Raw genomic sequence first — 22,078 nt, forward strand, 5'->3', positions numbered from 1 at the left:
ATGCATTCCCCTGTGGGAGCGGGCTTGCTCGCGAAGAGGCCCTCCCAGGCAACACATTTGCCTGACCCTTTACCGAAGAACAACAAAGCAACACCCGAAACCCTGCGCCGAACTCGGCTCTGCCATAAATCTAATAATTCCGGAGTAGTCGCCCATGGCTCGTTTGCAACGCACCCTGTCATTAGGCTCGGTGGTGCTGTTTGGCATCGCCTACATGACGCCGATCATTGTGCTCGGCACCTTTGGCATCCTCGCTCAATCCACCGCCGGCATGGTCCCGGCCGCTTACCTCGCGGCGCTGGTGGCGATGTTTTTCACCGCCATGAGCTACGGCCGCATGGCCTCGGCTTTCCCGGTCGCCGGTTCCGCCTACAGCTACGTGCGCAAGGCCATCAGCCCGAAACTCGGGTTCATCGCTGGCTGGGCGGTGCTACTTGATTACCTGTTCCTGCCCATGGCCATCTGGCTGATCGGCGCGGCGTACCTCAACTCCGCGTTCCCGGCGGTGCCGCAGTGGATCTGGGTGCTGGCGTTCATCGGCATCACCAGCGCCATCAACATCGTCGGCCTGAAACTGGCCAACGGCATCAACGCCTTGCTGATGCTGGTGCAGTTCCTGGTGCTGGTGGCCTTCGTCGCGCTGTGCGTGCACTACGTCGCCGGTGACGCGAGCACGCCGCTGTGGTCGATCAAACCGTTCTTCAATGGCGACATGCAGATGCCACTGATCATGAGCGGCGCGGCCATCGCCTGTTACTCGTTCCTGGGCTTCGACGCGGTCAGCACCCTCACCGAAGAAACCCGCGACCCACGCCGCACCATTCCACGGGCGATCATGTTGATCACCCTGATCGGCGGGCTGATCTTCGTCGGCGTGTCGTACTTCGTGCAGATCGCCCATCCTTCGTTCCAGTTCGACAGCGTGGATTCGGCGGCCTACGAGATCGCCCGCAACATCGGCGGCGACCTGTTCGTCTCGATCTTCCTGATCGGCCTGATCGTCGGCCAGTTCGCCTCGGGCCTGTCGGCACAGGCCAGCGGCTCGCGCCTGCTGTACGCCATGGGCCGCGACGGCGTGTTGCCGAAATCCTTTTTCGGCACCCTGCACGAGCGCTTCGGTACGCCGATCAACAGCATCCTGCTGTGCGCCGTGGTGGCGTTGCTGGCACTGAAACTGGACGTCACCACCTCGACCTCGTTCATCAACTTCGGCGCGTTCCTGGCCTTCAGCCTGGTAAACCTGTCGGTGATCTTCCATTACTGGATCGGCGGCGAGAAAAAGGGCCCGCGCGAGTTCGTGCTGTTCCTGCTGTTTCCGTTCATCGGCCTGGCGGCGGACCTGTGGCTGATGGTCAGCCTCGATCACTTGGCGATCTACCTGGGTATCAGCTGGCTGGCGATCGGCGTGGTGTACCTGGCCGTGCTGACCGGCGGATTCCGCCGCCAGCCGCCGGAGATGGATTTCCAGGAAGCCGCGTAACCAACCCCCGATCCCCTGTAGGAGCGAGCATGCTCGCGATGGTCGTCAACGATAACGCTGGCTGTCTGAATGCCCGCGGTGTCCTGGAGTCCATCGCGAGCGTGCTCGCTCCTACAGAGGTCTCGTGCGATCCTTGGGGCTTTTCGCCAAGGTCACGATCGCGCCATGAATCTTTCGCCCCGCATCATCCACATCGCCGCCGCCCTGCTGATCGGCCCCGAAGGCCGAACCCTGCTGGTGCGCAAGCGCGGCACCGAGGCGTTCATGCAGCCGGGCGGCAAGATCGAACCTCATGAATTGCCTATCCACGCACTGGCCCGCGAACTGGAAGAAGAGCTGGGGCTGGACATCGATCCTGAGCAAGCCACCTTCCTCGGCCAATTCTCCGCCCCCGCCGCCAACGAGCCCGGGCATGTCGTCAAGGCCGAGATCTTCCTGCTGAACATCGATACCGACGTCACCCCGGCCGCCGAGATCGAAGAGGTGGTGTGGATCGACCCGGCGACCGATGGCGGCCTCGTCCTGGCGCCATTGACACGGGACCTGATCCTGCCGTTTTATCGGAACTCGCTGACGGCGATCGCCTGATCATCCACGCCAAGGACCCGCCATGATCCCGCTCCAGGACTTGCTGAACTTTGTCGCTGCCGCATTGCTGAAATCTGAACAGTGCCGGGTGGCCTGAACATGTGGATCGAGCGTCTGAATGCCAGTCATGCCCTCGACTATCGGGCCCTGACACTCGAGGCCTATGACCGGCATGCCCAGGCGTTCACCTCCAGCGTGCGCGAGCGGGCATCGCTGCCGTTGAGTTGGTGGGAAGAGCGCCTGAGCGGCAAGCTGGATGTGGTGTTCGGCGGGTTCGTCGATGGGCGCCTGGCGGGCATTGCGGGGCTGGCGTTCGAGCCCCGGGAAAAGGCCCGGCACAAGGCGACGTTGTTTGGGATGTATGTCTCGTCCGGCGCGCGGCAGAATGGATTGGGTTATCAACTGGTGCAGGCGGTGCTGGATGAGGCGCGCAGGCATCAGGGCTTGCGGCTGGTCAAGCTGACCGTCACCGCCGGCAATCAGGCGGCGATCGACCTCTACCAGCGCTGCGGCTTCATCCAGTTCGGGCTGGAGCCGATGGCGGTGCGGGTGGGGGAGGAGTATTTCGACAAGGTCCACATGTGGCGTGAAATCTGACTGTCACACGATCCCCTGTAGGAGCGAGCATGCTCGCGATGGTCGTTAACGATAACGCGGGGAATCTGGTTCCCCGCGGTGTTCTTGCGTCCATCGCGAATAAATTCGCTCCTACAGGGGGCGGGTGTTATCTGACGGCACTAACCCCATCCAACGTCGAAAACGACGTGTCCTTCGCCGTCAGCAGAAAATCGCGCATGTAAGGCGCATCCAGCATGTCCGCCCGAATCGCCGCGTAGAGCGTGGCGAACAATCCCTTCTCGCCCAGGCGCTTGGCCTTCACGTAGCCCCGTGAGCTGTATTCATGCAGCGCCCAGTGGGGCATGCCGCATACGCCGCGGCCGCTGGCCACCAGCTGCATCATCATCACCGACAGTTCCGAAGTGCGGACCTGGGCCGGTTCGATGTCGGCCGGTTCAAGGAAGCGGGTGAAGATGTCCAGGCGATCGCGTTCCACCGGATAGGTGATCAGGGTTTCGCTCAGCAGGTCTTCGGGGACGATGTACGGCTTGCTTGCCAGGCGGTGCTGGTTGGCCACCGCGAGCATCGCTTCGTAAGTGAACAGCGGAACATAAGTGATGCCCACCAGATCCAGCGGATCGGATGTAACCACCAGGTCCAGGTCGCCACGGGCCAGGGCCGGCAGCGGTGCGAAGGAAAAGCCCGAGGCCAGGTCCAGCTCGACTTCCGGCCAGGCGTCGCGGAACTGGTCGATGGTCGGCATCAGCCACTGGAAGCAGCTGTGGCATTCGATGGCCATGTGCAGGCGTCCGGCGGTGCCGCCGGCCAATCTTGCGATGTCCCGCTCGGCGGCGCGCAGCAGCGGCAGGGTCGCGTCGGCCAGTTGCAGCAGGCGCAGGCCGGCGCTGGTGAAACGCACCGGTTTGGTTTTGCGCACGAATAGCGGCATGCCCATGCGCTCTTCCAGTTCCTTGAACTGGTGGGACAGCGCCGACTGGGTCAGGTGCAGGCGGTCGGCGGCGTCCACCAGGCTGTCGGCTTCGCGCAGGGCGTGCAGGGTTTTCAGGTGGCGGAGTTCTAGCACCGGAAAGGCTCCATGAGGAAAACTTGTGATCAACACGAAAAGGTTGAGTTTGTCTCATGATGCTCTGGCTGTCGACAATAGCGCCATCTTTTACACAGGAGCACCTTCACCATGGCCGTGGCACACACCCTGGGTTTCCCGCGCATCGGCGCCGACCGCGAACTGAAAAAAGCCCTCGAAGCCTACTGGAAAGGTGATCTGGACCGGACCGCGCTGGAAAACGTCGGCCGCCAGTTGCGCGCCACCCACTGGCAATTGCAGAAAGACGCCGGCATCGACCTGCTGCCGGTCGGTGACTTCGCCTGGTATGACCAGGTGCTGAGCCATTCCCTGGCCTTCGGCGTGATCCCCGAGCGTTTCGCCAGCACCCGCGACGAACGCGGCCTGCCGACCCTCGACACCCTGTTCGCCATGGCCCGTGGCGCCAGCGCCAGTTGCTGCGGCGAACACGGCCAGGGGCAGTATGCCCAGGAATTGACCAAATGGTTCGACACCAACTATCACTACCTGGTCCCGGAGTTCAGCGTCGACCAACAGTTCAAGCTGAGCTGGGAACAGCTGTTCAACGAGGTCGACGAAGCGAAAGCCCTGGGGCACAACGTCAAGCCGGTGATCATCGGTCCGTTGACCTACCTCTGGCTGGGCAAGGCCAAAGGTGCCGACTTCGACAAACTCGACCTGCTGGAACGCCTGCTGCCGCTCTACGGTGAAATCCTCGGCCGCCTCGCTGCCCAGGGCGTGGAGTGGGTGCAAATCGATGAGCCGATCCTGACCCTCGACTTGCCTCAGGAATGGAAAAACGCCTTCGAGCGCGCCTACCACATCCTCCAGTACTCGCCGCTGAAAAAGCTGGTGGCGACCTACTTCAGCGGCCTGCAGGACAACCTCGGCCTGGCCGTCGGCCTGCCGGTGCAGGGCCTGCATATCGACGCCGTGCGCGCGCCGGATCAATTGCTGCACGTGCTCGATCGCCTGCCGATCTACAAGATTCTTTCGGTGGGGCTGGTCAATGGCCGCAACGTCTGGCGTTGCGAACTGGAGCCGGTGCTCGAACAACTGCAATTCGCTCAGGAACGTTTTGGCGAGAACCTGTGGGTCAGCAGTTCCTGCTCGCTGCTGCACAGTCCGGTGGACCTTGAGCGTGAAGACAAACTCGACCCAGAGCTGAAAAGCTGGCTGGCGTTCGCGGTGCAGAAGTGTGGCGAAATCGCCGTACTGCGCGATGCCCTCAACGATCCACAAGCGCCAAAGGTGCAGGCTGCCCTGGCTGAAAGCCGCGCCATTGCCGCCAGCCGCGCCCAGTCGCCGCGGATTCACAAAGCGGACGTGCAGGCGCGGGTCGATGCCATCGATGCCAGGGACAGTCAGCGTCAGTCGCCGTTTGCCCAACGCATCGAACAGCAGCGTGCGCGCTTGAAGCTGCCGGCGTTTCCGACCACCACCATCGGCTCGTTCCCGCAGACCGGGTCGATTCGTCTGGCGCGTCAGTCGTACAAGCAGGGCAAGCTGTCGGCTAACGATTACCACGACGCCATGCGCCATGAGATTCGCCATGCCATACAGATTCAGGAACGCCTGGGGCTGGACGTGCTGGTGCATGGCGAGGCCGAGCGCAACGACATGGTCGAGTACTTCGCCGAGCAACTGGACGGCTACCTGTTCACCCGCTTCGGCTGGGTGCAGAGCTACGGGTCGCGTTGTGTGAAACCGGCGGTGATCTACGGCGACCTCAGCCGTCCGCAGGCGATGACGGTGGACTGGATCAGCTACGCGCAGAACCAGACCGACAAGATCATGAAGGGCATGCTCACCGGTCCCGTGACCATGCTGATGTGGTCGTTCCCCCGCGAAGACGTGTCGCGCAAGGTCCAGGCGCAGCAGTTGGCGCTGGCCCTTCGCGATGAAGTGGTGGATCTGGAAGCGGCCGGCATCCGGATCGTGCAGATCGACGAAGCAGCGTTCCGCGAAGGCCTGCCGCTGCGTCGAGCGCAGTGGCAGGAATATCTGGAGTGGGCGGTGGAAACGTTTCGCCTGAGCGCCAGCGGCGTGCGGGACGAAACCCAGATCCACACCCACATGTGCTACAGCGAATTCAATGACGTGATTCAAGCCATCGCGGCGATGGACGCCGATGTGATCACCATCGAAACCTCGCGTTCGGATATGGAATTGCTCGAAGCATTCAAGGCGTTCGACTACCCGAACGACATCGGCCCGGGCGTCTACGACATCCACTCGCCACGGGTGCCGGATACGGCGCAGATAGTGGATCTGATGAGCAAGGCGGTGAAACGAATCCCGGCCGAGCGCCTGTGGGTCAACCCCGATTGCGGCCTGAAAACCCGGGCCTGGCCGGAAACCGAAGCGGCATTGGTCAACATGGTCGCGGCCGCGCGCCAGTTGCGCAGTCAGCTGGCCTGACACACCCGCCCTGTAGGAGCGAGGCTTGCCCGCGAAGAGGCCGGCACATTCAACAGCGATGTTGGCCGACCTGACGCCTTCGCGGGCAAGCCTCGCTCCTACAATGGTTTTGGTTGTCTGCGATTTTTGCGTACACCCATGAACCCTGTGGGAGCGGGCTTGCCCGCGAAGGCGGAGTGTCAGACGCCATCGATGCTGAATATGCCGGCCTCTTCGCGGGCAAGCCCGCTCCCACAGTGGTTTTGGTTGTCCGCGAGTTTTGCGTACACCCGTTAACCCTGTGGGAGCGGGCTTGCTCGCGAAGGCGGAGTGTCAGACGCCATCGATGTTGAATGTACCGGCCTCTTCGCGAGCAAGCCCGCTCCCACAATGGTTTTGGTTGTCTGCGAGCTTTGCGTACAACCGTTAACCCTGTAGGAGCGAGCATGCTCGCGATGGTCGTCAACGATAACGCTGGCTGTCTGAATACACGCGGTGTTACAGGGATGGCGTCGGGTCAGAATATCCGGTCCGCCATCAAACCTTCTCGAAATACGGCAACACCGCCGACCGTTTCCCGATGTCGGCATACGGCAGGTCGGCGTTGTCGGCGTGGGTCAGGAAGCGGTGTTCCGGCAGTTTCAGGTGTCCTTTCTCGAACCCGTCGAAATCCGGCGCTGCCCTGGAATAGTGGAAGTGTGCATACCACAGCACCTTGGCCGGGGTTTGTGTCTTGTCCCAGATTTCGTATTCCTGCATGAAATCGTTGCGACCGTCCCGGCGTTTGCCCAGGTTCTTGATCAGACTGGTTTTGCGGATCTCCACCGCGTCGTGCTTGAGCAGGTCGTCGAGCATGCCATCGGTAGGCTTTTTGCTCAGCAGCGTCTGGCGGGTTCGCAGCGTGCGGCCGGTGGCGGTCAGCTCCGTGGCCTTGTCGCGCAATTGCTGGACGAGCGCATCCTGCGGCGCCAGCGCTTCGATGCCCTGGGCGCGACGGCTGAGTTCGTCCGCCTCCTTGAGCATCATGTGCTCCAGATCCACCGGGAGCATGTCCTGGCTGGCGTAGGACTCGATTTTCGCCAGGTAGGCGTCCTGGGATTGCAGCCGTTGACGGGCTTCGGCGAGCAGCGAATCAAGATTTCGGTGCTGGGTGTGAGAGGGCGCTGGCGGCGGATTCAGCAGACGGGATTTACCATCCGCGCCTTTTTCCCAGACCTCCGTGTAGCCGCCTTTCCCGGTCAGGGTGTAGCGATAGCGCTGGGTGGTTTTTTCCAGGTGCTCCACGCCGATCAACAGCTCATCGGTCTCGGTGACGAACACCTTTTTGCTGATCTGCCCGGGTTTGGTCGACGGCGCCGGCAGGTCGAGCGCCTTGCGCGCCCGTTCGCTCAGTTTCGCCAGCGCCTCCATGAACGGCGGCACCGACTCCAGATGAAAATGCTGCGGATAACTCGCGGTCCAGGCATTCATTCCGCGACGAAACTCGCTGTAATGCTCGATGCAATCCTGCAGGATCCGGTTGCGTTGAGCCTTTGTCGCGGAAACTTCCGAGAGACTGAACTGCGAAACCAGCGCACGTTCGACTCGCTCCCTGGAAGCACGCATTTGCCCTTGCAGAAAGAACCAGGACAAGTCGGTGCCGGCGTCGTAACGGGTCACCACCTCCAGCAGGTTACAGGCCCGGACGTTCAGCAAAGTGCCTTCGGTCAGGCGCCCGTTCAGCATGGTCACGTCCGGTGTCAGCTGGGCCTTGTCGGCACTGGTGCTGATGCGCTGATACCAGTGATTGAGTTCACGCATGTGAGCTTCGATGTTGTCGAAACCTTCGATCAATTCGATCCGCAGCTTTCTGACCTCCGCCAGCACCTGCAGCTTCAGCGAAAGGCTCGATAAAGGTGTCGCTTCGAGTTTTTTCATCAGCTCATCGATACTGTCCAGCAGCGGCTCGACGCTGTGATTGGCGAAAAACACCCGCTTCTTGTAGCGGTCACTGAGGATCAGCGCCGCGTCGCTCTGGAAGTCCAGCAGCACCCGCCGCTTGTTGCCGTGGGTGAGCGGAAACAGATCGACCAGGGTCTGGTGGTAGAGCCTGGCCATGTCGATGTCGGCGATGCAGGCCGTTTCCGCTTGCTGGCGCAGCGTTGCCGAACGCCGGTCGTTTTCATAGGCGGCCAAGTGGACTTCGGTCTGTTTGACCCGGGCATCGATTTGCGGCGCAAGATTGTCGGCAGCCTGTGTCAGAGAATGCAGCCGCCTGAACGACTCATCCACCCACCAGCGCGGCAACCGCTCGCGGATCGCCCGTGGCCACACCGGGTCCAGTGTATCGGCCAGATAACCCAGCACGTTGCCGCCCCCCAACCCACCACCCTCGAACATCACGCCATGCACGCCGAAATAGGTGTCCCAGTTCCCGGCTTCATCCAGCGCGATGGGCTGCTTGTAGGTTTTCTGCGTCGTGCCTTTCAAGCGCCAGTTGCGTGAATCCTTGCTGCGCTCGACCTCGAAAATCCTGCCCTGACGAACAATGAAATCGCCGTCGGCATGGCGATAGACGTTGCGATACATGCCACGGCTGCCCGGTTGCACGTCCGACAGCGACAGCGGTTTTTCATACTCGTAGCCGGCGAAGCGCTGGGTCACCCGGCGGGCGTCGTTCAGTGAGGGCGACTGCATGGCGGCCTGTGCATTCATGGCTTTGAGCTGACGCAATCCCGTGGCCGAACGCGCCGCCTGAGCGGTGTTGATGGACACGCTGGGCAGGATATCCATGGCCGCATCGATCAGGCACAACAGCATCGACTCGGTCTCGGCCAGACCATCGCCGACCTCGCCACGCACGAACGCCGAAACCGCCAGGTTGGCGCTGTTCCAGGCGTCGTACAGGGCAATCGCGGTACCCACGAAAGGCACCAGCCCCAAGGCCATTTTCAGGTAGTTGAACACCCGCGGCCCTTGCAACGCATAACGTTCCAGATAGAGATCGACGTTAGAGCGAGAGGTGGCGCGATGGGCCTCGATCAAGCGCCCCATGTGGCTGTCGAGCTGGTGCGCGGCGAGGGAAGTGGTGGCGGGCCAACGGGTGCCCACAGCGATGATCGCGTCGAAGTGCTTGAGCATGGCCTGATTGATGCGGCTGGCGTGGGCCTGCACCGAACCCTGCAGGGCGCGGCCCGCCAGGTAGTTGAGCATGTCGTCGCGCAGGCACAGGTTGTACAGGGCCTTGCGCGCGGTTTCCAGGCTGTCGTAGCGCCGCAGAAATTGCCCGTCCGGGCTGTCCGGCAAATAGAGCAGGGTCATGCCGCTGACCTGTTCCTCGATGAAGGTGACGCCGGCCAGAGTAACCGGGCCTTCGTCCGGCGTGTCCTTGCCACCGACACCCAAACGAGCCGGCCAGAGCACGATGCGTTTGCCGTCCACCGCCCACGCCTGCGGGGTGTCGGCGTCAATGGCGATCTTGAGAATGCGCAGCTCGTCGGCGCTGATCTGCTTTTGCAGGCGGGCGGTTTCGCCTTGCAGCTTGAGCATCAATCGCCAGGGTTCGAGCAGGCATTCACGGCGATGCTCACGGACAAACGCCGCCTCGTCGGCCGCGCCCATAAACACCTTGCGGATCAACTGTTCGTAGGCCTGGGGCAGATCCAGTTCGGGCAGGACCTTGCGCAGCCAGGGCAGGGTGATGCCGCTGTTCAGGGCCTGACGTTCGGCGGCGTTGGCGGAGCTGGCCTCTACCTTCATGAACGACAGGCGCAGCATCAGCGGCTCCAGATTCATCGACGGCGTGTCATCGATGTTGAGCTGGGCCAGGTCTTCAAGTGACATCTTGCTGCGCCGGGTACTTGGGATCAGCGTCAGCTTTTGCGGGGTGCCGGGCGCGCCGGGTGCGGGGAACGACTCTTTTTGCCACGCCACGCTGTCAGGCAGATCCAGCTGCACCTGGAAGTCGCCCTTGATGGCGAAATCTTTTTTCAGCCGGGCATACAGGCGCTCGCGAGTGAAATCCTTGCGCGGCATCAGCACAATTTCAAGTTGCTCGTGGCTGCGCTGCATCGCCGCGATCCAGGCTTGAATCAGCGGCTTGAGTTCGCCGCTTTCGGTGCTCTGGCCGAGCCATTCAGGTAGCTGGTTGGCCAGGGTGGCGCTGCGGTTTTGTTCCAGTCGCTGGGAGAAAACCAGTTGCCGGGCGGCACTCACCGGCACCTGCAAACCGGCGAGGGTGTCGCGGCGACATTGCTCCAGTTCATCAGCGCGCTGGGTTGCCTGGGAATCGTCGGTGTAACGCTGGCGGATCTTCGCGGCGCTTTCCTCGAAGACGTCGATCAACTGGTTCAGGCTGTAGTGCAGCGGGTCTTGGTTGATGGGCTTCAAACTCAATGTCAGGCGATCGTCCTGTTCCTGGATCTTGAACACCTCGCGCTCCATCGCCCGCACATTGACGAAGCGCTGCAAGCCGCCACCGGTGCCGGGCCAGTGCAGCAACACGCTGGCGTCGGCGGACTCGATGAGCCAGGGGCCGTTGAGGTCATGGGTGGTGCGCTGGGTTGGATCGCCGTTGCTGATCGCCACAGTCAGGCTCGACACCTTGGCATTGGTGTCGAGTGCGGCCCCGTCCAACAGATTGTTGATCAGTTGATGCTCATCTTCACTGAGCTGTTCAAGGGCTCGCTGCACTTCGATTTCGGCGCGCAGGCCGGCTTTGTGGGCGTTGTAGAGCGCGGTGAATTCCCGGTTGATGGTCGTGGTGTCCAGCAGGCGCTCGCGATACAGCAAGGCAGTGGCGGCCTGGTCGGCGGATTGCACGGCGGCCTCAAGCACCGAGAATTCATTGGCGAGTTTTTTCTGCCGCTCGCTTTCAAGGTCGTCGCCCAGATAACGCTCGAGGGCTGCGCGTTGAGTGCTCAAAGCGGCCTTGCGTAGGGTCCACGGGACATCGGCATACAGGGTGCCGAACAGGGCCGGTTGATCGTCATGGCCACTGGTTTCGACGGCAAGCGGCAGGGTGAATTCTGCCGCGTGCTTGCCGGATGCGGGTTGTTGCAAGTGCAGCAGCAGATCCGTCATTCCCACCGCCAGCATCGGTGTTCTGAAGCGGAACTCGAAGCCGATGTCTTCGACGCTCGTTTCTGTCGGGACCAGTGACTGTCGCGACAACCAGGACTCCATGAGGCTGCGTTTTTCGAACGCCTGTATCGGCTCGGCATGACTGGGCAGGTACAGCCAGTGCGGCGACGGGTCCTTATCCCCAAGGCTGATCACCCAGGCGGCCGGATAACTCACTTTCGTGTAGTCGCTCGATACAAGAGTCAGGCGCTCCGTGCGCAGGGGCTGGCCCTTGAGGCGCAGGTCGGTGGTCGTCGAGTCCAGCAGTGCCAGCAGCGGCTGAGCCTGTTCCGCCGTCAGGCGTTGTCGGGCGAAGGCCGCCTGGATGACCGCTTCGAAGTGGTCGCGGTACAGCTCGATGGCCCGATCACGTCGGGACAGCGGCGTACCGGTCGCCCGGACATCCCAGTAAGTCTTCCAGCGCTGTTTGTCCGGCGTGGCCGGTGCGTTATTCAACAACTCGCCAAGACCCCCACTGGCGGCTCGCCAACGGGTGGTGGCACTGAGCAGAAGTCGTTCATCGAGGCTGGCGGGCAGGGGCGTGAGGGAAGGCGGGACAAGCGGTGAGGGGGAGATGGTGTCGGGCAATAGTTTTTCGGTCATGGATCGATGGCTCGTTCAGGTGGCGCGGTCGATCCGTGCCACGGGCGGCCATTTAAGAAAAAGGTTGTTCCGGTCGGGCGCTACATAGTTAACGCTTCGACCGCCCGGCGAGATTCATCAAACTGTCACGCAACTGTGGCAGCGCGCTTGAACAAACTTCATCAGACTCGCGCTCTACTGGGGTTCTGCGTTTCGGTGTTTTTTCATGCGTGCTTTGTTTTTATCGGCGGCCTTCTGTCTGGCCGCATTTTTCAATCTGCCGAGCGTGGCGGCGTCGCGTTGTGACGTGAATGTTCCGACTGAACGGGTCGATCTGGCACAGGTAAGCCTGGCGTACCAGAGCATCGGCCGTGAGTCCGATCCGGCGCTGCTGCTGGTGATGGGTTTGGGCGGGCAACTGATTCACTGGCCGGACGAGGTGGTGGTCGCCCTGTGTCAGCAGGGTTTTCGGGTGATTCGTTATGACAATCGCGATGTCGGCCTGTCGACCTGGCGCCAGGCGCCGCTGGAAGCCAACCTGACTTACGAAGTACTGCGCTACAAGCTGGGCCTGCCGGTGTCGGCGCCGTACTCGCTGACCGACATGGCGGACGACGGCCTGGGCCTGATGGATGCGCTGCACATTGAGCAATTCCATGTGCTGGGCGCGAGCATGGGCGGAATGATCGCGCAACACATGGCGGCGATGGCGCCCCAGCGGGTCGAGAGTCTGACTTTGATCATGACCAGCTCCGGCGCCGAAGGGCTGCCCGCGCCGAGTGCCGCACTGGTGCAGTTGCTCGCCCGCCGCGGCGCGCCGAATCGCGAAGTGGCGCTGGAGCAACAGGCCGATCTGCTCGCCGCGCTGGGCAGCCCGACCATCACCGATGATCGCCAGGCACTGCTGCATCAGGCGGCGCTGTCCTACGACCGGGCATTCAACCCCGAAGGCGTGAAGCGCCAGATCATGGCGATCCTCGCCGAACCGAGCCGCGTGGCGCTGCTCAATCAACTGCGGGTGCCGGCGCTGGTGGTGCACGGAACGGCGGATCCGCTGTTGCCAGTGATGCACGGCGTACACCTGGCCGCGCATCTGCGTGGCAGCCAGCTGAAGCTGATTCCGGGCCTCGCCCATCGTTTTCAGGAGCCGTTCAAGGCGCCGTTGCTGGCAGCCGTCCTGCCGTACCTGCGGGCCCATCGCGAAGACACCTCGCACTGGGCGCAGATCGAACCGGTGGCCGAACACAATCTCCTGTAGGAGCGAGCACGCTCGCGATGGTCGTCAACGATAACGTGGGCTGTCTGGATGCCCGCGGTGTCTGAGCCTCCATCGCGAGCAGGCCCGCTCCCACAGTTTTTTGATCGCAATTCCCCCTGTGGATAAGATTCTTCCGATTGAAAAAATATCAATGTGCCACTATGGTTGTCGACCGTCGCAGCCGCTTCAGGCCGCACGTTTTCAATCATAGGGATTTGATCCATGACTCTCCGCGCCATTCGTACGTGGGCTGCGCTCACGTTGCTCGCCTGCCTGACCCTCACCGGCTGTGCCCACGTTCAACCTCCCGTGCCGCTGGACCAGCAATTCTGGGATGCCAAGGAACCGACCATCGGTGTGGCGATCACGGTCGTGCCGCCGCCGGTGCTGGCCTTGACCGGTAATCAGGGGCTTCTGGACTACGCCATCAACAAGGGCGTGAACAGCAAACTCAGCGACAACGTCGAAAAATGGCAGGTGCGCGACCTCAATACGCTGCCCGACGTCATCGTCGCCAAGCTCGAGGCCAAGGGTTACAAGGTCAAGCGCATCAACGAGCCGGTGAATCTCCAGGCCTACAAGGAAAAAAGCTACCGTGAAGGCTACACCGTCCGTGACCTGACGCCGATCAAAGCCACTTACGGCGTCGACCGTCTGTTGCTGGTGAATGTCTACGCCACCGGCGCCACCCGCAGCTACTACGGCTTCGTGCCGACCAGCGTGCCGATGGCTCAGGTGGCCGGTCAGGGCATGGTGGTCGACCTCGCCGACAACCGTCTGCTGTGGTTCAAACCTTTCTCGATCGTGCAGGCAGCCCAGGGCGAGTGGGATGAGCCGACCTACACCAACCTGTCCAACGCTTTCTACCAGGCCATGGACACCAGCCGTCAGCAAATGATCACGCCGTTCGAGCAATGAAACGCTCGCTGACAATAGTCGGCGCACTGACCCTGTCAGTGCTGGCCGGCTGTGCGCAGAAACCGGCGCCTGAAACCGGCTTTCGCTCCCAGGGCGCTGCATCCTACGTGCAGGCCCATGGGCTGAAAGTGGACATGCAGCTGCCCCAGGCGTTTGTCGGGGCGAGCACGGTGATCGATTCCGAGGCGGCGCAGAAGGCGGCATCGTCCAGTCACAACCTGGTGGCGAACTCCGGCAATACCGCGGGGTTGGCCGGGCTGCTGGTGGCGAGTCTGATCAACACCCAGATGGGCAGCGGCAGCCTGCAGCGTGATGCGGAAAAATCCGCGCAGAAGGATGCACGGCCCATGGCCGATCTGCTCGCCGCTGTGCCGTTGCAGGAGCGTCTGCAACAGCGCTACCAGCAGGCGTCGCAAGGAGCCGGGCTCAAGCAGGGGGAGGGGGCGGTCACTGCACGGCTGGTGATTGAACCCAAACTGATGCTCACCCCCGATCGCGGCAGTTTTGTCCTGGTCAATCAGGTGCAGGTCCAGGACATTGCCGGTTCGGCGCTGTACCGGATGCGCATCGAGGTGACCAGCCAGCCGATCCGTCGTTGCGGCAAACAATGCATCGACGACGGCAGCCTCGATCTGGCGAAGGTGACGGCGGTGCTCGACGAGTGCATCGACGAGTCCATGCGCGTGCTGGCCACCGACCTGATGCAACCGGCACCGCCCGAAGCGGCCCAGGAAACCTTGCGTTATGTGCTGGATGGCCAGCGCGTGGTCGAGCGGGGTTATCAGCTGGTCAACAACGGCAGTTACTCGCGTTACCGCAACCTGTATGGCGCGGTGAAGTCAGTGCCGGTGCCGTTCGAGGATGCGCTGACGCAGGCGCAATTGCAGAGGGTTTACGGGCAGTAGCGTTGCCCGTGTCCTGTAGGAGCGAGCATGCTCGCGATGGTCATCAACGATAACGTGGGCTGTCTGGATGCCCGCGGTGTCTGAGCCTCCATCGCGAGCATGCTCGCTCCTACAGGGTTCAGGGTCAGGTCTGGAAGCGCACCCACACGCTGACCAGCACCGTCGCCGCCATTAGCCACGCCACTGCAGCCACTGCCAGCGACGCCTCCAGCCGCATCCGATCGACCATCACATACAAAGTCGCCAGATAGACGAAGTAGGGAATGATCGACCACATGCCGAACAGGATGGTGGTCTTGAGGTCATCCAGCGAACGGCTTTTGCCGACGATGAAATGGGCGATCAGGGCGAAGGTCGGGAACAGCGGCACCAGGCCTGCGATGTAGTAGTTTTTGGTCTTGGCCAGGGCGGCGAGGATCACCACCACCGCCGCGCCCAGGGTTGCTTTGAGAATCAGGTCCACACAGGTCTCGCTTAATGGCTCAGGCCGTACTTTTTCACTTTGTCGAACAGGGTGGTCTTGGCCATGCCCAGCTCGTGGCTGGCCTGGGTCAGGTTGCCGCCGCTGCGCTGCAGGGCGTCGCTCAGCAAGTTACGTTCGAAGGCTTCAACTGCTTCGGCGAAAGTCAGGTCCTGAGCGCCGCCGGCGGCACCGGTTTTCTTGAACGCCGGCAGGCCGAGGGCGAATCGCTCGGCGACGTTGCGCAGTTCGCGCACGTTGCCCGGCCAGTCGTGGCTCATCAGCGTCGACAGGGTCTGGTTGTCCAGTTCCGGCGCGGCGCGGTCGAAGCGCAGGGATGACTGCTGCAAGAAGTATTCGAACAGTTGCAGGATGTCTTCGCGGCGTTCACGCAACGGCGGCAGTTCCAGGGTCACCACGTTGAGGCGGTAATACAGGTCGCTGCGGAATTCCCCGGCCTTACTCGATTCATCCAGGTCCGACTTGGTCGCGGCGATCACCCGGCAATCCACCGGCACGCTCTGGTTCGAGCCAAGGCGTTCCAGAGTGCGCTCCTGCAGCACCCGCAGCAGCTTGATCTGCAGAGGCAGTGGCATGCTTTCCACTTCGTCGAGGAACAGGGTACCGCCGTCGGCGTGCTCGATCTTGCCGATGCGCCGCTTGCCGGCGCCGGTGAAGGCGTTGGCTTCGTGACCGAAAATTTCACTTTCGAACAGGTTTTCCGGCAGGCCGCCGCAGTTCAGCGCCACGAACTGGCGGGTATGCCGGCGACTGAAGTCATGCAGACAGCGGGCGACCAGTTCCTTGCCGGTCCCGGTTTCACCTTCGATCAGTACGTTGGCCGAGGTATCGGCGACGTTGGCGATCAATTCACGCAGGTTCTGCATCGCCGGGGAACGGCCGATGATCCGGCCTTCCAGGGAATCGCGCTCGGCCAACTGCCGGCGCAACGAAGTGACTTCCCTTGCCAGGCTGCGTTGCTCCAGGGCGCGGCGGGCCACGTCCACCAGACGTTCCGGGGAGAAGGGTTTCTCCATGAAGTCGTAGGCGCCTTTCTGCATCGCGCCGACCGCCATGGAGATGTCGCCGTGCCCGGTGATCAGCACCACCGGCAGGCTGCGATCGCGAGCCTTGAGGCGGGTGAGCAATTCCAGGCCATCGATGCCCGGCAGGCGAATGTCGCTGATGACGATGCCGGCAAAGTTGTCGCCGACCCGCTCCAGGGCTTCTTCGGCGCTGCCGACACCGATGCATGGGATGTCTTCCAGGGACAGTGCCTGCTGGCAGCCGAGCAGCACGTGGGGGTCGTCTTCGACGATCAAAACACTAAGGTCGTGGTTCATATTGGCTCGGCGGGTGTGGGGCTTACCAACGGTAAACTGAGGACGAATGCGGTACCACCGCTGGCCGGGTGCTCGACGCCCAGGTGACCGCCGGTGGCGGCGGCCAGGCTCGCCGAAAGGGTCAGGCCGAGGCCCAGGCCCTGCTCGCCGGGTTTGGTGGTGAAAAACGGTTCGAACAGATGCTTGCGCGCTTCGGCGTCGATGCCATGGCCGTTGTCGCGAACCCGCAGGCGGTATTTGCCGTCGACCGCGTCACCTTCGAGCCACAACTCCGGCTGCGGCTGCGCCTGCATGGCGTCGAGGGCGTTGCCGATCAGGTTGACCAGAATCTGCTCCAGACGGGTCTGGTCGATCTGGACCTGAACGTCTTCGAAATGGCGATGAAGTTGCAGCCGGGCGTTCTCCACCCGCGAGCCGAGCAATTGCAAGGCGGCGTCCACGCCCTTGCCGAGACAGGCCTGGCCCTTGTCGTCGCCGCGCCGGGCGAAGGAACGCAGGCTGGCGGTGATCCGGCCCATGCGGTCGATCAGTTCGTTGATGGTCTTGAGGTTGGTGCTGGCCACGTCCAACTGGCCGCGCTCGAGAAAGCGCACGGTATTTCCGGACAGCGTGCGCAGCGCCGCCAGCGGCTGGTTCAGTTCGTGGGCGATGCTGGTGGACATCTGGCCGATGGCCGCGAGCTTGCCGGCCTGCACCAGTTCATCCTGGGCGCGGCGCAAGGTCTCCTCGGCATGGCGTCGTTCGCGGATCTGACCCTTGAGCCGTTCGTTGCTGGCGCGCAGGTCGACGGTGCGTTCGGTAATCCGACGCTCCAGCTGATTGTTGGCTTGCTCCAAGGCTTCCCGGGCGGCGAGGCGGGTGGCGATCACCTTGCGCCGCTCGTTCCAGGCGATCAGCAGGAACGCCACGAGGCCAAAAGCGACGGCCACGAGAATGCCTTGGTTGATCGATTCCCGGCGCAGATCCTGGAGCGGCGTCAGCAGGGTGAAATTCCACGGGGTGTCGTTCAACTGGCGGGTTTGCGAGAGGTAACTGATGTTTTCATCGTCGGAAACAACCTCGCTGTTGGCCGGGAAGGTCAGCTTTTCCACGCCTTCGGACAGGGTTTCCCGGGCCAGCGGCTGCAACTCGGTGAGCGGGAACCAGTAGTACTGGAGGCTGCGAGCGAGCTTTTCCTTGGTCTCTTCGCTCAGTGGCACCACCGATTTGAGGCGCCGCGCAGGATCGCTGGAGAGGATGATGATGCCGTTCTCGTCGCTGACGAAGGCTTCCAGGCGCGCCCGCTGCCAGCGCTCCTCCATGGCTTCCAGGCGCACCTTGACCACGGCGACGCCGATGATCTTGCCGTGTTCTTCCAGGCCGTGGGCCAGGTAGTAGCCGGGTTCGCCATTGGTGCTGCCGATGCCGTAGAAGCGCCCCGGCTGGCCGCGAACGGCGTTCTGGAAATAGGCGCGGAAGGACAGGTCTTCACCCAGGTAACTGTCGACGTCGCGCCAGTTGCTGGTGGCCATGACACGGCCGGTGGTGTCCATCACGTAAATGGCCCGACTGCGACTGCGTCGGTTCAGGCCTTCGAGGTATTCGTTGACCGTTTGCCGGTGTTCCGGGCTCGGATCGTCCAGCAGCGTCGAGACGCTGGATTCGAGCTCCAGCAGGCTGGGCAGGTAGGTGTATTTGCTGATTTCGCTTTCGACGGCGCGGGCGTGCAACTCCAGCTGGCGCTGGCCGTTTTCGCCGAGATTGCGGATGCCGTAGTGCTCACTGACCCAGAAGCCGATGTAACCGAGTCCAATCATCATGGCGATGATCAGCGGCGGCAGGAACAGATGGCGAATCAGACGGGGTTTCACGGCGAGTGATGGTTCTAGAGCGCGATCGAGAGTGGGGTCGCATTTCATCACAGATGCCTTGGGTCAACCACAACACAAATCTCAAGACCACCACCGACCCAATGTGGGAGCGGGCTTGCTCGCGAAGGCGTAGTGTCAGTCACATCCATTTTGAATGTGCCGCCGCCTTCGCGAGCAAGCCCGCTCCCACAAGGGGATAGCGGTGTTTTCTTAGTGCTGCAAAATCTTGTTGAGGAAGTGCTGCGTACGTTCGGCACGGTGGCTGATGTCGCCGAAGAACTCTTCTTTCTTGCAGTCTTCGATGATCTGGCCCTTGTCCATGAAGATCACGCGGTCGGCCACTTTACGGGCGAAGCCCATTTCGTGGGTCACGCACATCATGGTCATGCCTTCGTGGGCCAGTTGCACCATCACGTCGAGCACTTCGTTGACCATTTCCGGGTCCAGTGCCGAGGTCGGTTCGTCGAACAGCATGACGATCGGGTCCATCGCCAGCGCACGGGCAATCGCCACACGCTGTTGCTGACCGCCGGACAGTTGTCCCGGGTGCTTGTGGGCGTGGGCCGACAGACCGACGCGCTCGAGCAGTTGCAGGCCTTTCTTGGTCGCTTCTTCCTTGCTGCGGCCCAGCACCTTGATCTGCGCGATGGTCAGGTTTTCGGTGATGGTCAGATGCGGGAACAGTTCGAAATGCTGGAACACCATGCCCACCCGCGAACGGAGCTTGGGCAGGTTGGTTTTCGGGTCGGCGATGGAGGTGCCGTCGACCACGATGTCACCTTTCTGGAACGGCTCCAGGGCGTTGACGCACTTGATCAGGGTCGATTTGCCGGAACCGGACGGCCCGCACACCACGATCACCTCGCCTTTCTTGACCTCGGTGCTGCAATCGGTCAGCACCTGGAAGTCGCCATACCACTTGTTGATGTTCTTGATGGAGATCATACGGTGATCCTTTTTTGCAGGCGCTTGACCAACTGCGAGGCGGCAAAGCTGATGATGAAGTACACGAGCCCTGCGAAGATCAGGAACTCATTGGAGCGGCCGATGATGTCGCCGCTGGCACGCGCAGAATTGAGGAAGTCCACCAGGCCGACGGCATATACCAGCGAGGTGTCCTGGAACAGGATGATGCTCTGTTGCAGCAACAGCGGGGTCATCTTGCGGAAGGCCTGGGGCAGGATGATCAGGCGCATCATCTGGCCATAGTTCATGCCCAGTGCCTGGGCGGCGCCCATCTGGCCCTTGGGAATCGACTGCACACCGGCGCGGACGATTTCGCAGAAGTAAGCCGCTTCGAACATCATGAAGGCCACGATGCACGAGGTGAACGCGCCGATCGGGGTGTCTTCGCCGGTGATCCAGCGCAGCACGAACGGTACCGCCAGGTAGAACCAGGTGATCACCAGCAGCAGCGGAATCGAACGGAAGTAGTTGACGTAGGCACCGGCCAGATTCGACAACAGTTTGTTGTGTGACAGACGGCACAGCGCCAGGATGGTGCCGAGGATGATCCCGCCGATGACGCCCATGGCCATCAGCTTGAGGGTCATGATCATGCCGTTCCACATGCCTGGCAGGGACGGGATGATGCCCGAGAAGTCGAGTTCCATCATTTACCCCCTACGGAAATCAGGCCTGGTACGGCAACTTTCTTCTCGACCATACGCATCAGCAGCATCAGGCTCATGTTCAGGGTGAAGTAGATCAGCGTGGCCAGGGTGAACGCTTCGAACAGGTTGGCCGAGAACTCGGCGGTCTGTTTGGTCTGCGCCAGCAGCTCCATCAGGCCGATCAGCGAGGCGACGGACGAGTTCTTGAAGACGTTGAGAAATTCCGAGGTGAGCGGCGGAATGATGATCCGGTAGGCCTGGGGCAGCAGCACGTTCCAGTAGATCTGCGGCAGGGTGAAACCCATGGCGCGGGCCGCGGATTCCTGACCTTTTGGCAGCGCCTGGATACCGGTACGCACCTGTTCGCAAACACGGGCGGCGGTGAACAGGCCCAGGCACACGACGACGCTGAGGAAGGCCGAGGTGGTCGGGTTCAGGTCCTGCTTGTACCACTCCTGCAGATCGGCCGGCAGCAGATCGGGCACCAGGAAGTACCAGATGAACAGCTGAACCAGCAGCGGCACGTTACGGAAGAGTTCGACGTAGCAGGTGGCGATGCCCGATACGATGCGGTTCGGCACGGTACGCATGACGCCCAGGATCGAGCCCAGCGTCAGGGCGATGATCCAGGCCACGATGGCGATGCCGATGGTCCAGCCCAGACCGGAGATGAACCAGTCGAGATAGGTCTCGCTGCCCACGCCGGTGGACTTGAAGAACACGCCCCAGTCCCAGTTGTAATTCATTAGGGTCTCCCCTCAGATCAATCGATGTACAAGTACCCGCTTGGGGGAAACTCCGTTCCCGCCTGATCCGTTCGATCAGGCACACGCGACCGGCTCGATAGCCACCGGTTCGAGTGTTTCCATAAATGCCAGCAGGAGGTGACAACTCCTGAAAGGGCAACGGCCCCTTCAGGAGATAAGGTTAGTCAGAAATCAGGATTTCTTGTCGTCAGCCGCTTTGTCGGTCGGCGTGGCGATCAGGGCCTTGAGCTCGTTGCTCATCGGGAACTCCAGGTTCACGCCCTTAGGCGGTACTGGCTGCTGGAACCACTTGTCGTAGATCTTGTTGATCTCGCCCGATGCGTAGGTAGCCTTGATGGCGTCGTCCACGACCTTCTTGAACGGCTCGTCGCCCTTGCGAACCATGCAGCCGTAGATTTCGTAGGACTGTGGAGTACCAGTCACGGCCCAGTCGGCAGGCTTCTTGGCCTTGGCCATTTCGCCGGCCAGCAGTACGTCGTCCATCATGAAGGCCACTGCGCGGCCGCTTTCCAGCATCTGGAAGGACTCACCGTGGTCTTTGGCGGAGATGACGTTCATGCCCATCTGCTTGTCGGCATTCATCGCCTTGAGGATGCGCTCGGACGTGGTGCCGGCGGTGGTCACGACGTTCTTGCCCTTCAGGTCGTCGAAGTCCTTGTAGGCGGAGTCTTTCTTGGACAGCAGACGGGTGCCGACTTCGAAGATGCCCACGGAGAAGTCAACCTGCTGCTGACGCTCGACGTTGTTGGTGGTGGAACCGCACTCCAGGTCCACGGTGCCGTTCTGCACCAGCGGGATACGGGTTTGCGAGGTCACCAGGTTGTACTTGACCTGAAGGTTGGGCAGGTCCAGCTCTTTTTTCAGAGCTTCGACGACTTTCAGTTGCAGGTCGTGGGAGTAGCCGACCGGTTTGCCGGAAGCGTCCACGATGTAGGAGAAAGGAATGGAAGCGTCGCGATGTCCGAGGGTGATAGTGCCGGAATCTTTGATCTTCTTCAGGGTGCCGGTGAGTTCGGCGGCGAAAACTGGAGTGCTGATCAGAGCGGCAGCAATGGCTGCGCCCAGGATATGGGGAACGATGCGCATCAAATTTTCCTCGACATTGTTTTTTTTATGGAGCCAGTTCACCGGCCCTTTTGAGCATTGAATGCCTGACGGCTCCTGAAGTGTTG

16 protein-coding genes are annotated in these 22,078 nt (G+C 61.8%); 7 read left to right on the forward strand and 9 right to left on the reverse strand.

Annotation, left to right across the window (positions count from 1 at the left end):
• Positions 1-154 precede the first annotated feature (154 nt).
• The 3 genes from K9857_RS15510 to K9857_RS15520 all read left to right on the forward strand — a co-directional run bounded on the left by K9857_RS15510 (position 155) and on the right by K9857_RS15520 (position 2,665).
• Positions 155-1,480, forward strand: a complete 1,326-nt coding sequence (locus tag K9857_RS15510; RefSeq protein WP_224537177.1) for an APC family permease — start codon at positions 155-157, stop codon at positions 1,478-1,480.
• Positions 1,481-1,645: 165 nt separating this feature from the next.
• Complete coding sequence (locus tag K9857_RS15515; protein ID WP_224537179.1) at positions 1,646-2,068, forward strand: NUDIX hydrolase; 423 nt, start codon at positions 1,646-1,648, stop codon at positions 2,066-2,068.
• Positions 2,069-2,167: 99 nt separating this feature from the next.
• On the forward strand, positions 2,168-2,665 hold the full coding sequence (locus tag K9857_RS15520) for a GNAT family N-acetyltransferase (protein ID WP_224537181.1): 498 nt from the start codon (positions 2,168-2,170) through the stop codon (positions 2,663-2,665).
• Between the two features lie 127 nt (positions 2,666-2,792).
• Here the strand turns inward: K9857_RS15520 and metR are convergent, their stop codons facing one another.
• Positions 2,793-3,710 carry a transcriptional regulator MetR gene (gene metR, locus K9857_RS15525; RefSeq protein ID WP_224537183.1) on the reverse strand — a complete coding sequence of 306 codons (918 nt, stop codon included), beginning with the start codon at positions 3,708-3,710 and terminating at the stop codon, positions 2,793-2,795.
• A gap of 111 nt (positions 3,711-3,821) precedes the next feature.
• Between metR and metE the strand changes: the two genes are divergently transcribed.
• Positions 3,822-6,131 carry a 5-methyltetrahydropteroyltriglutamate--homocysteine S-methyltransferase gene (gene metE, locus K9857_RS15530; protein WP_224537184.1) on the forward strand — a complete coding sequence of 770 codons (2,310 nt, stop codon included), beginning with the start codon at positions 3,822-3,824 and terminating at the stop codon, positions 6,129-6,131.
• A gap of 516 nt (positions 6,132-6,647) precedes the next feature.
• Here metE and K9857_RS15535 read toward each other — a convergent pair.
• The gene (locus K9857_RS15535; RefSeq protein WP_224537186.1) at positions 6,648-11,813 is read right to left on the reverse strand and encodes a dermonecrotic toxin domain-containing protein; all 5,166 of its coding nucleotides are present in this window, start codon (positions 11,811-11,813) and stop codon (positions 6,648-6,650) included.
• A gap of 205 nt (positions 11,814-12,018) precedes the next feature.
• Here K9857_RS15535 and K9857_RS15540 point away from each other — a divergent pair, with 205 nt between their 5' ends.
• The 3 genes from K9857_RS15540 to K9857_RS15550 all read left to right on the forward strand — a co-directional run bounded on the left by K9857_RS15540 (position 12,019) and on the right by K9857_RS15550 (position 14,873).
• Positions 12,019-13,050 carry an alpha/beta fold hydrolase gene (locus K9857_RS15540; protein ID WP_175375190.1) on the forward strand — a complete coding sequence of 344 codons (1,032 nt, stop codon included), beginning with the start codon at positions 12,019-12,021 and terminating at the stop codon, positions 13,048-13,050.
• 222 nt (positions 13,051-13,272) lie between these two features.
• Positions 13,273-13,968 (forward strand): hypothetical protein, encoded by a 696-nt coding sequence (locus K9857_RS15545; RefSeq protein WP_224537188.1) that lies wholly within the window; start codon positions 13,273-13,275, stop codon positions 13,966-13,968.
• Entirely contained in the window at positions 13,965-14,873 is a 909-nt protein-coding gene (locus K9857_RS15550) for a hypothetical protein (protein ID WP_224537190.1), read from the forward strand. Before K9857_RS15545 ends, K9857_RS15550 begins: the two co-directional genes overlap by 4 nt.
• 124 nt (positions 14,874-14,997) lie before the next feature.
• Here the strand turns inward: K9857_RS15550 and K9857_RS15555 are convergent, their stop codons facing one another.
• The 7 genes from K9857_RS15555 to K9857_RS15585 all read right to left on the reverse strand — a co-directional run bounded on the left by K9857_RS15555 (position 14,998) and on the right by K9857_RS15585 (position 21,992).
• Positions 14,998-15,327, reverse strand: a complete 330-nt coding sequence (locus tag K9857_RS15555) for a GlpM family protein (RefSeq protein ID WP_175375291.1) — start codon at positions 15,325-15,327, stop codon at positions 14,998-15,000.
• Between the two features lie 20 nt (positions 15,328-15,347).
• Positions 15,348-16,676, reverse strand: a complete 1,329-nt coding sequence (locus tag K9857_RS15560) for a sigma-54-dependent transcriptional regulator (RefSeq protein ID WP_224537193.1) — start codon at positions 16,674-16,676, stop codon at positions 15,348-15,350.
• Entirely contained in the window at positions 16,673-18,574 is a 1,902-nt protein-coding gene (locus K9857_RS15565) for a sensor histidine kinase (protein WP_224537195.1), read from the reverse strand. Before K9857_RS15565 ends, K9857_RS15560 begins: the two co-directional genes overlap by 4 nt.
• Before the next feature lie 162 nt (positions 18,575-18,736).
• Positions 18,737-19,471, reverse strand: a complete 735-nt coding sequence (locus K9857_RS15570) for an amino acid ABC transporter ATP-binding protein (RefSeq protein WP_175375185.1) — start codon at positions 19,469-19,471, stop codon at positions 18,737-18,739.
• Positions 19,468-20,139 (reverse strand): amino acid ABC transporter permease, encoded by a 672-nt coding sequence (locus K9857_RS15575; RefSeq protein WP_224537218.1) that lies wholly within the window; start codon positions 20,137-20,139, stop codon positions 19,468-19,470. Before K9857_RS15575 ends, K9857_RS15570 begins: the two co-directional genes overlap by 4 nt.
• The gene (locus tag K9857_RS15580) at positions 20,139-20,885 is read right to left on the reverse strand and encodes an amino acid ABC transporter permease (protein ID WP_224537197.1); all 747 of its coding nucleotides are present in this window, start codon (positions 20,883-20,885) and stop codon (positions 20,139-20,141) included. The genes K9857_RS15575 and K9857_RS15580 overlap by 1 nt, the downstream gene beginning before the upstream one ends.
• Before the next feature lie 192 nt (positions 20,886-21,077).
• A complete protein-coding gene (locus tag K9857_RS15585) occupies positions 21,078-21,992 on the reverse strand; it encodes a glutamate/aspartate ABC transporter substrate-binding protein (RefSeq protein ID WP_224537199.1) in 915 nt (304 codons plus the stop codon).
• Between the last annotated feature and the right edge of the window lie 86 nt (positions 21,993-22,078).

Origin of the sequence: Pseudomonas sp. REP124 (genome assembly GCF_020164475.1) — a bacterium.
In the GTDB taxonomy this organism is placed as follows: domain Bacteria; phylum Pseudomonadota; class Gammaproteobacteria; order Pseudomonadales; family Pseudomonadaceae; genus Aquipseudomonas.

Bases quoted from the DNA above. Each gene is read 5' to 3' on its own strand.
- K9857_RS15550 (WP_224537190.1), top strand. From the start codon at position 13,965: ATGAAACGCTCGCTGACAATAGTCGGCGCACTGACCCTGTCAGTGCTG.
- K9857_RS15510 (WP_224537177.1), top strand. From the start codon at position 155: ATGGCTCGTTTGCAACGCACCCTGTCATTAGGCTCGGTGGTGCTGTTT.
- metE (WP_224537184.1), top strand. From the start codon at position 3,822: ATGGCCGTGGCACACACCCTGGGTTTCCCGCGCATCGGCGCCGACCGC.
- K9857_RS15565 (WP_224537195.1), bottom strand. From the start codon at position 18,574: ATGAAATGCGACCCCACTCTCGATCGCGCTCTAGAACCATCACTCGCC.
- K9857_RS15575 (WP_224537218.1), bottom strand. From the start codon at position 20,139: ATGGAACTCGACTTCTCGGGCATCATCCCGTCCCTGCCAGGCATGTGG.
- K9857_RS15515 (WP_224537179.1), top strand. From the start codon at position 1,646: ATGAATCTTTCGCCCCGCATCATCCACATCGCCGCCGCCCTGCTGATC.
- K9857_RS15580 (WP_224537197.1), bottom strand. From the start codon at position 20,885: ATGAATTACAACTGGGACTGGGGCGTGTTCTTCAAGTCCACCGGCGTG.
- K9857_RS15520 (WP_224537181.1), top strand. From the start codon at position 2,168: ATGTGGATCGAGCGTCTGAATGCCAGTCATGCCCTCGACTATCGGGCC.
- K9857_RS15570 (WP_175375185.1), bottom strand. From the start codon at position 19,471: ATGATCTCCATCAAGAACATCAACAAGTGGTATGGCGACTTCCAGGTG.
- K9857_RS15560 (WP_224537193.1), bottom strand. From the start codon at position 16,676: ATGAACCACGACCTTAGTGTTTTGATCGTCGAAGACGACCCCCACGTG.
- K9857_RS15540 (WP_175375190.1), top strand. From the start codon at position 12,019: ATGCGTGCTTTGTTTTTATCGGCGGCCTTCTGTCTGGCCGCATTTTTC.
- K9857_RS15545 (WP_224537188.1), top strand. From the start codon at position 13,273: ATGACTCTCCGCGCCATTCGTACGTGGGCTGCGCTCACGTTGCTCGCC.
- K9857_RS15535 (WP_224537186.1), bottom strand. From the start codon at position 11,813: ATGACCGAAAAACTATTGCCCGACACCATCTCCCCCTCACCGCTTGTC.
- K9857_RS15585 (WP_224537199.1), bottom strand. From the start codon at position 21,992: ATGCGCATCGTTCCCCATATCCTGGGCGCAGCCATTGCTGCCGCTCTG.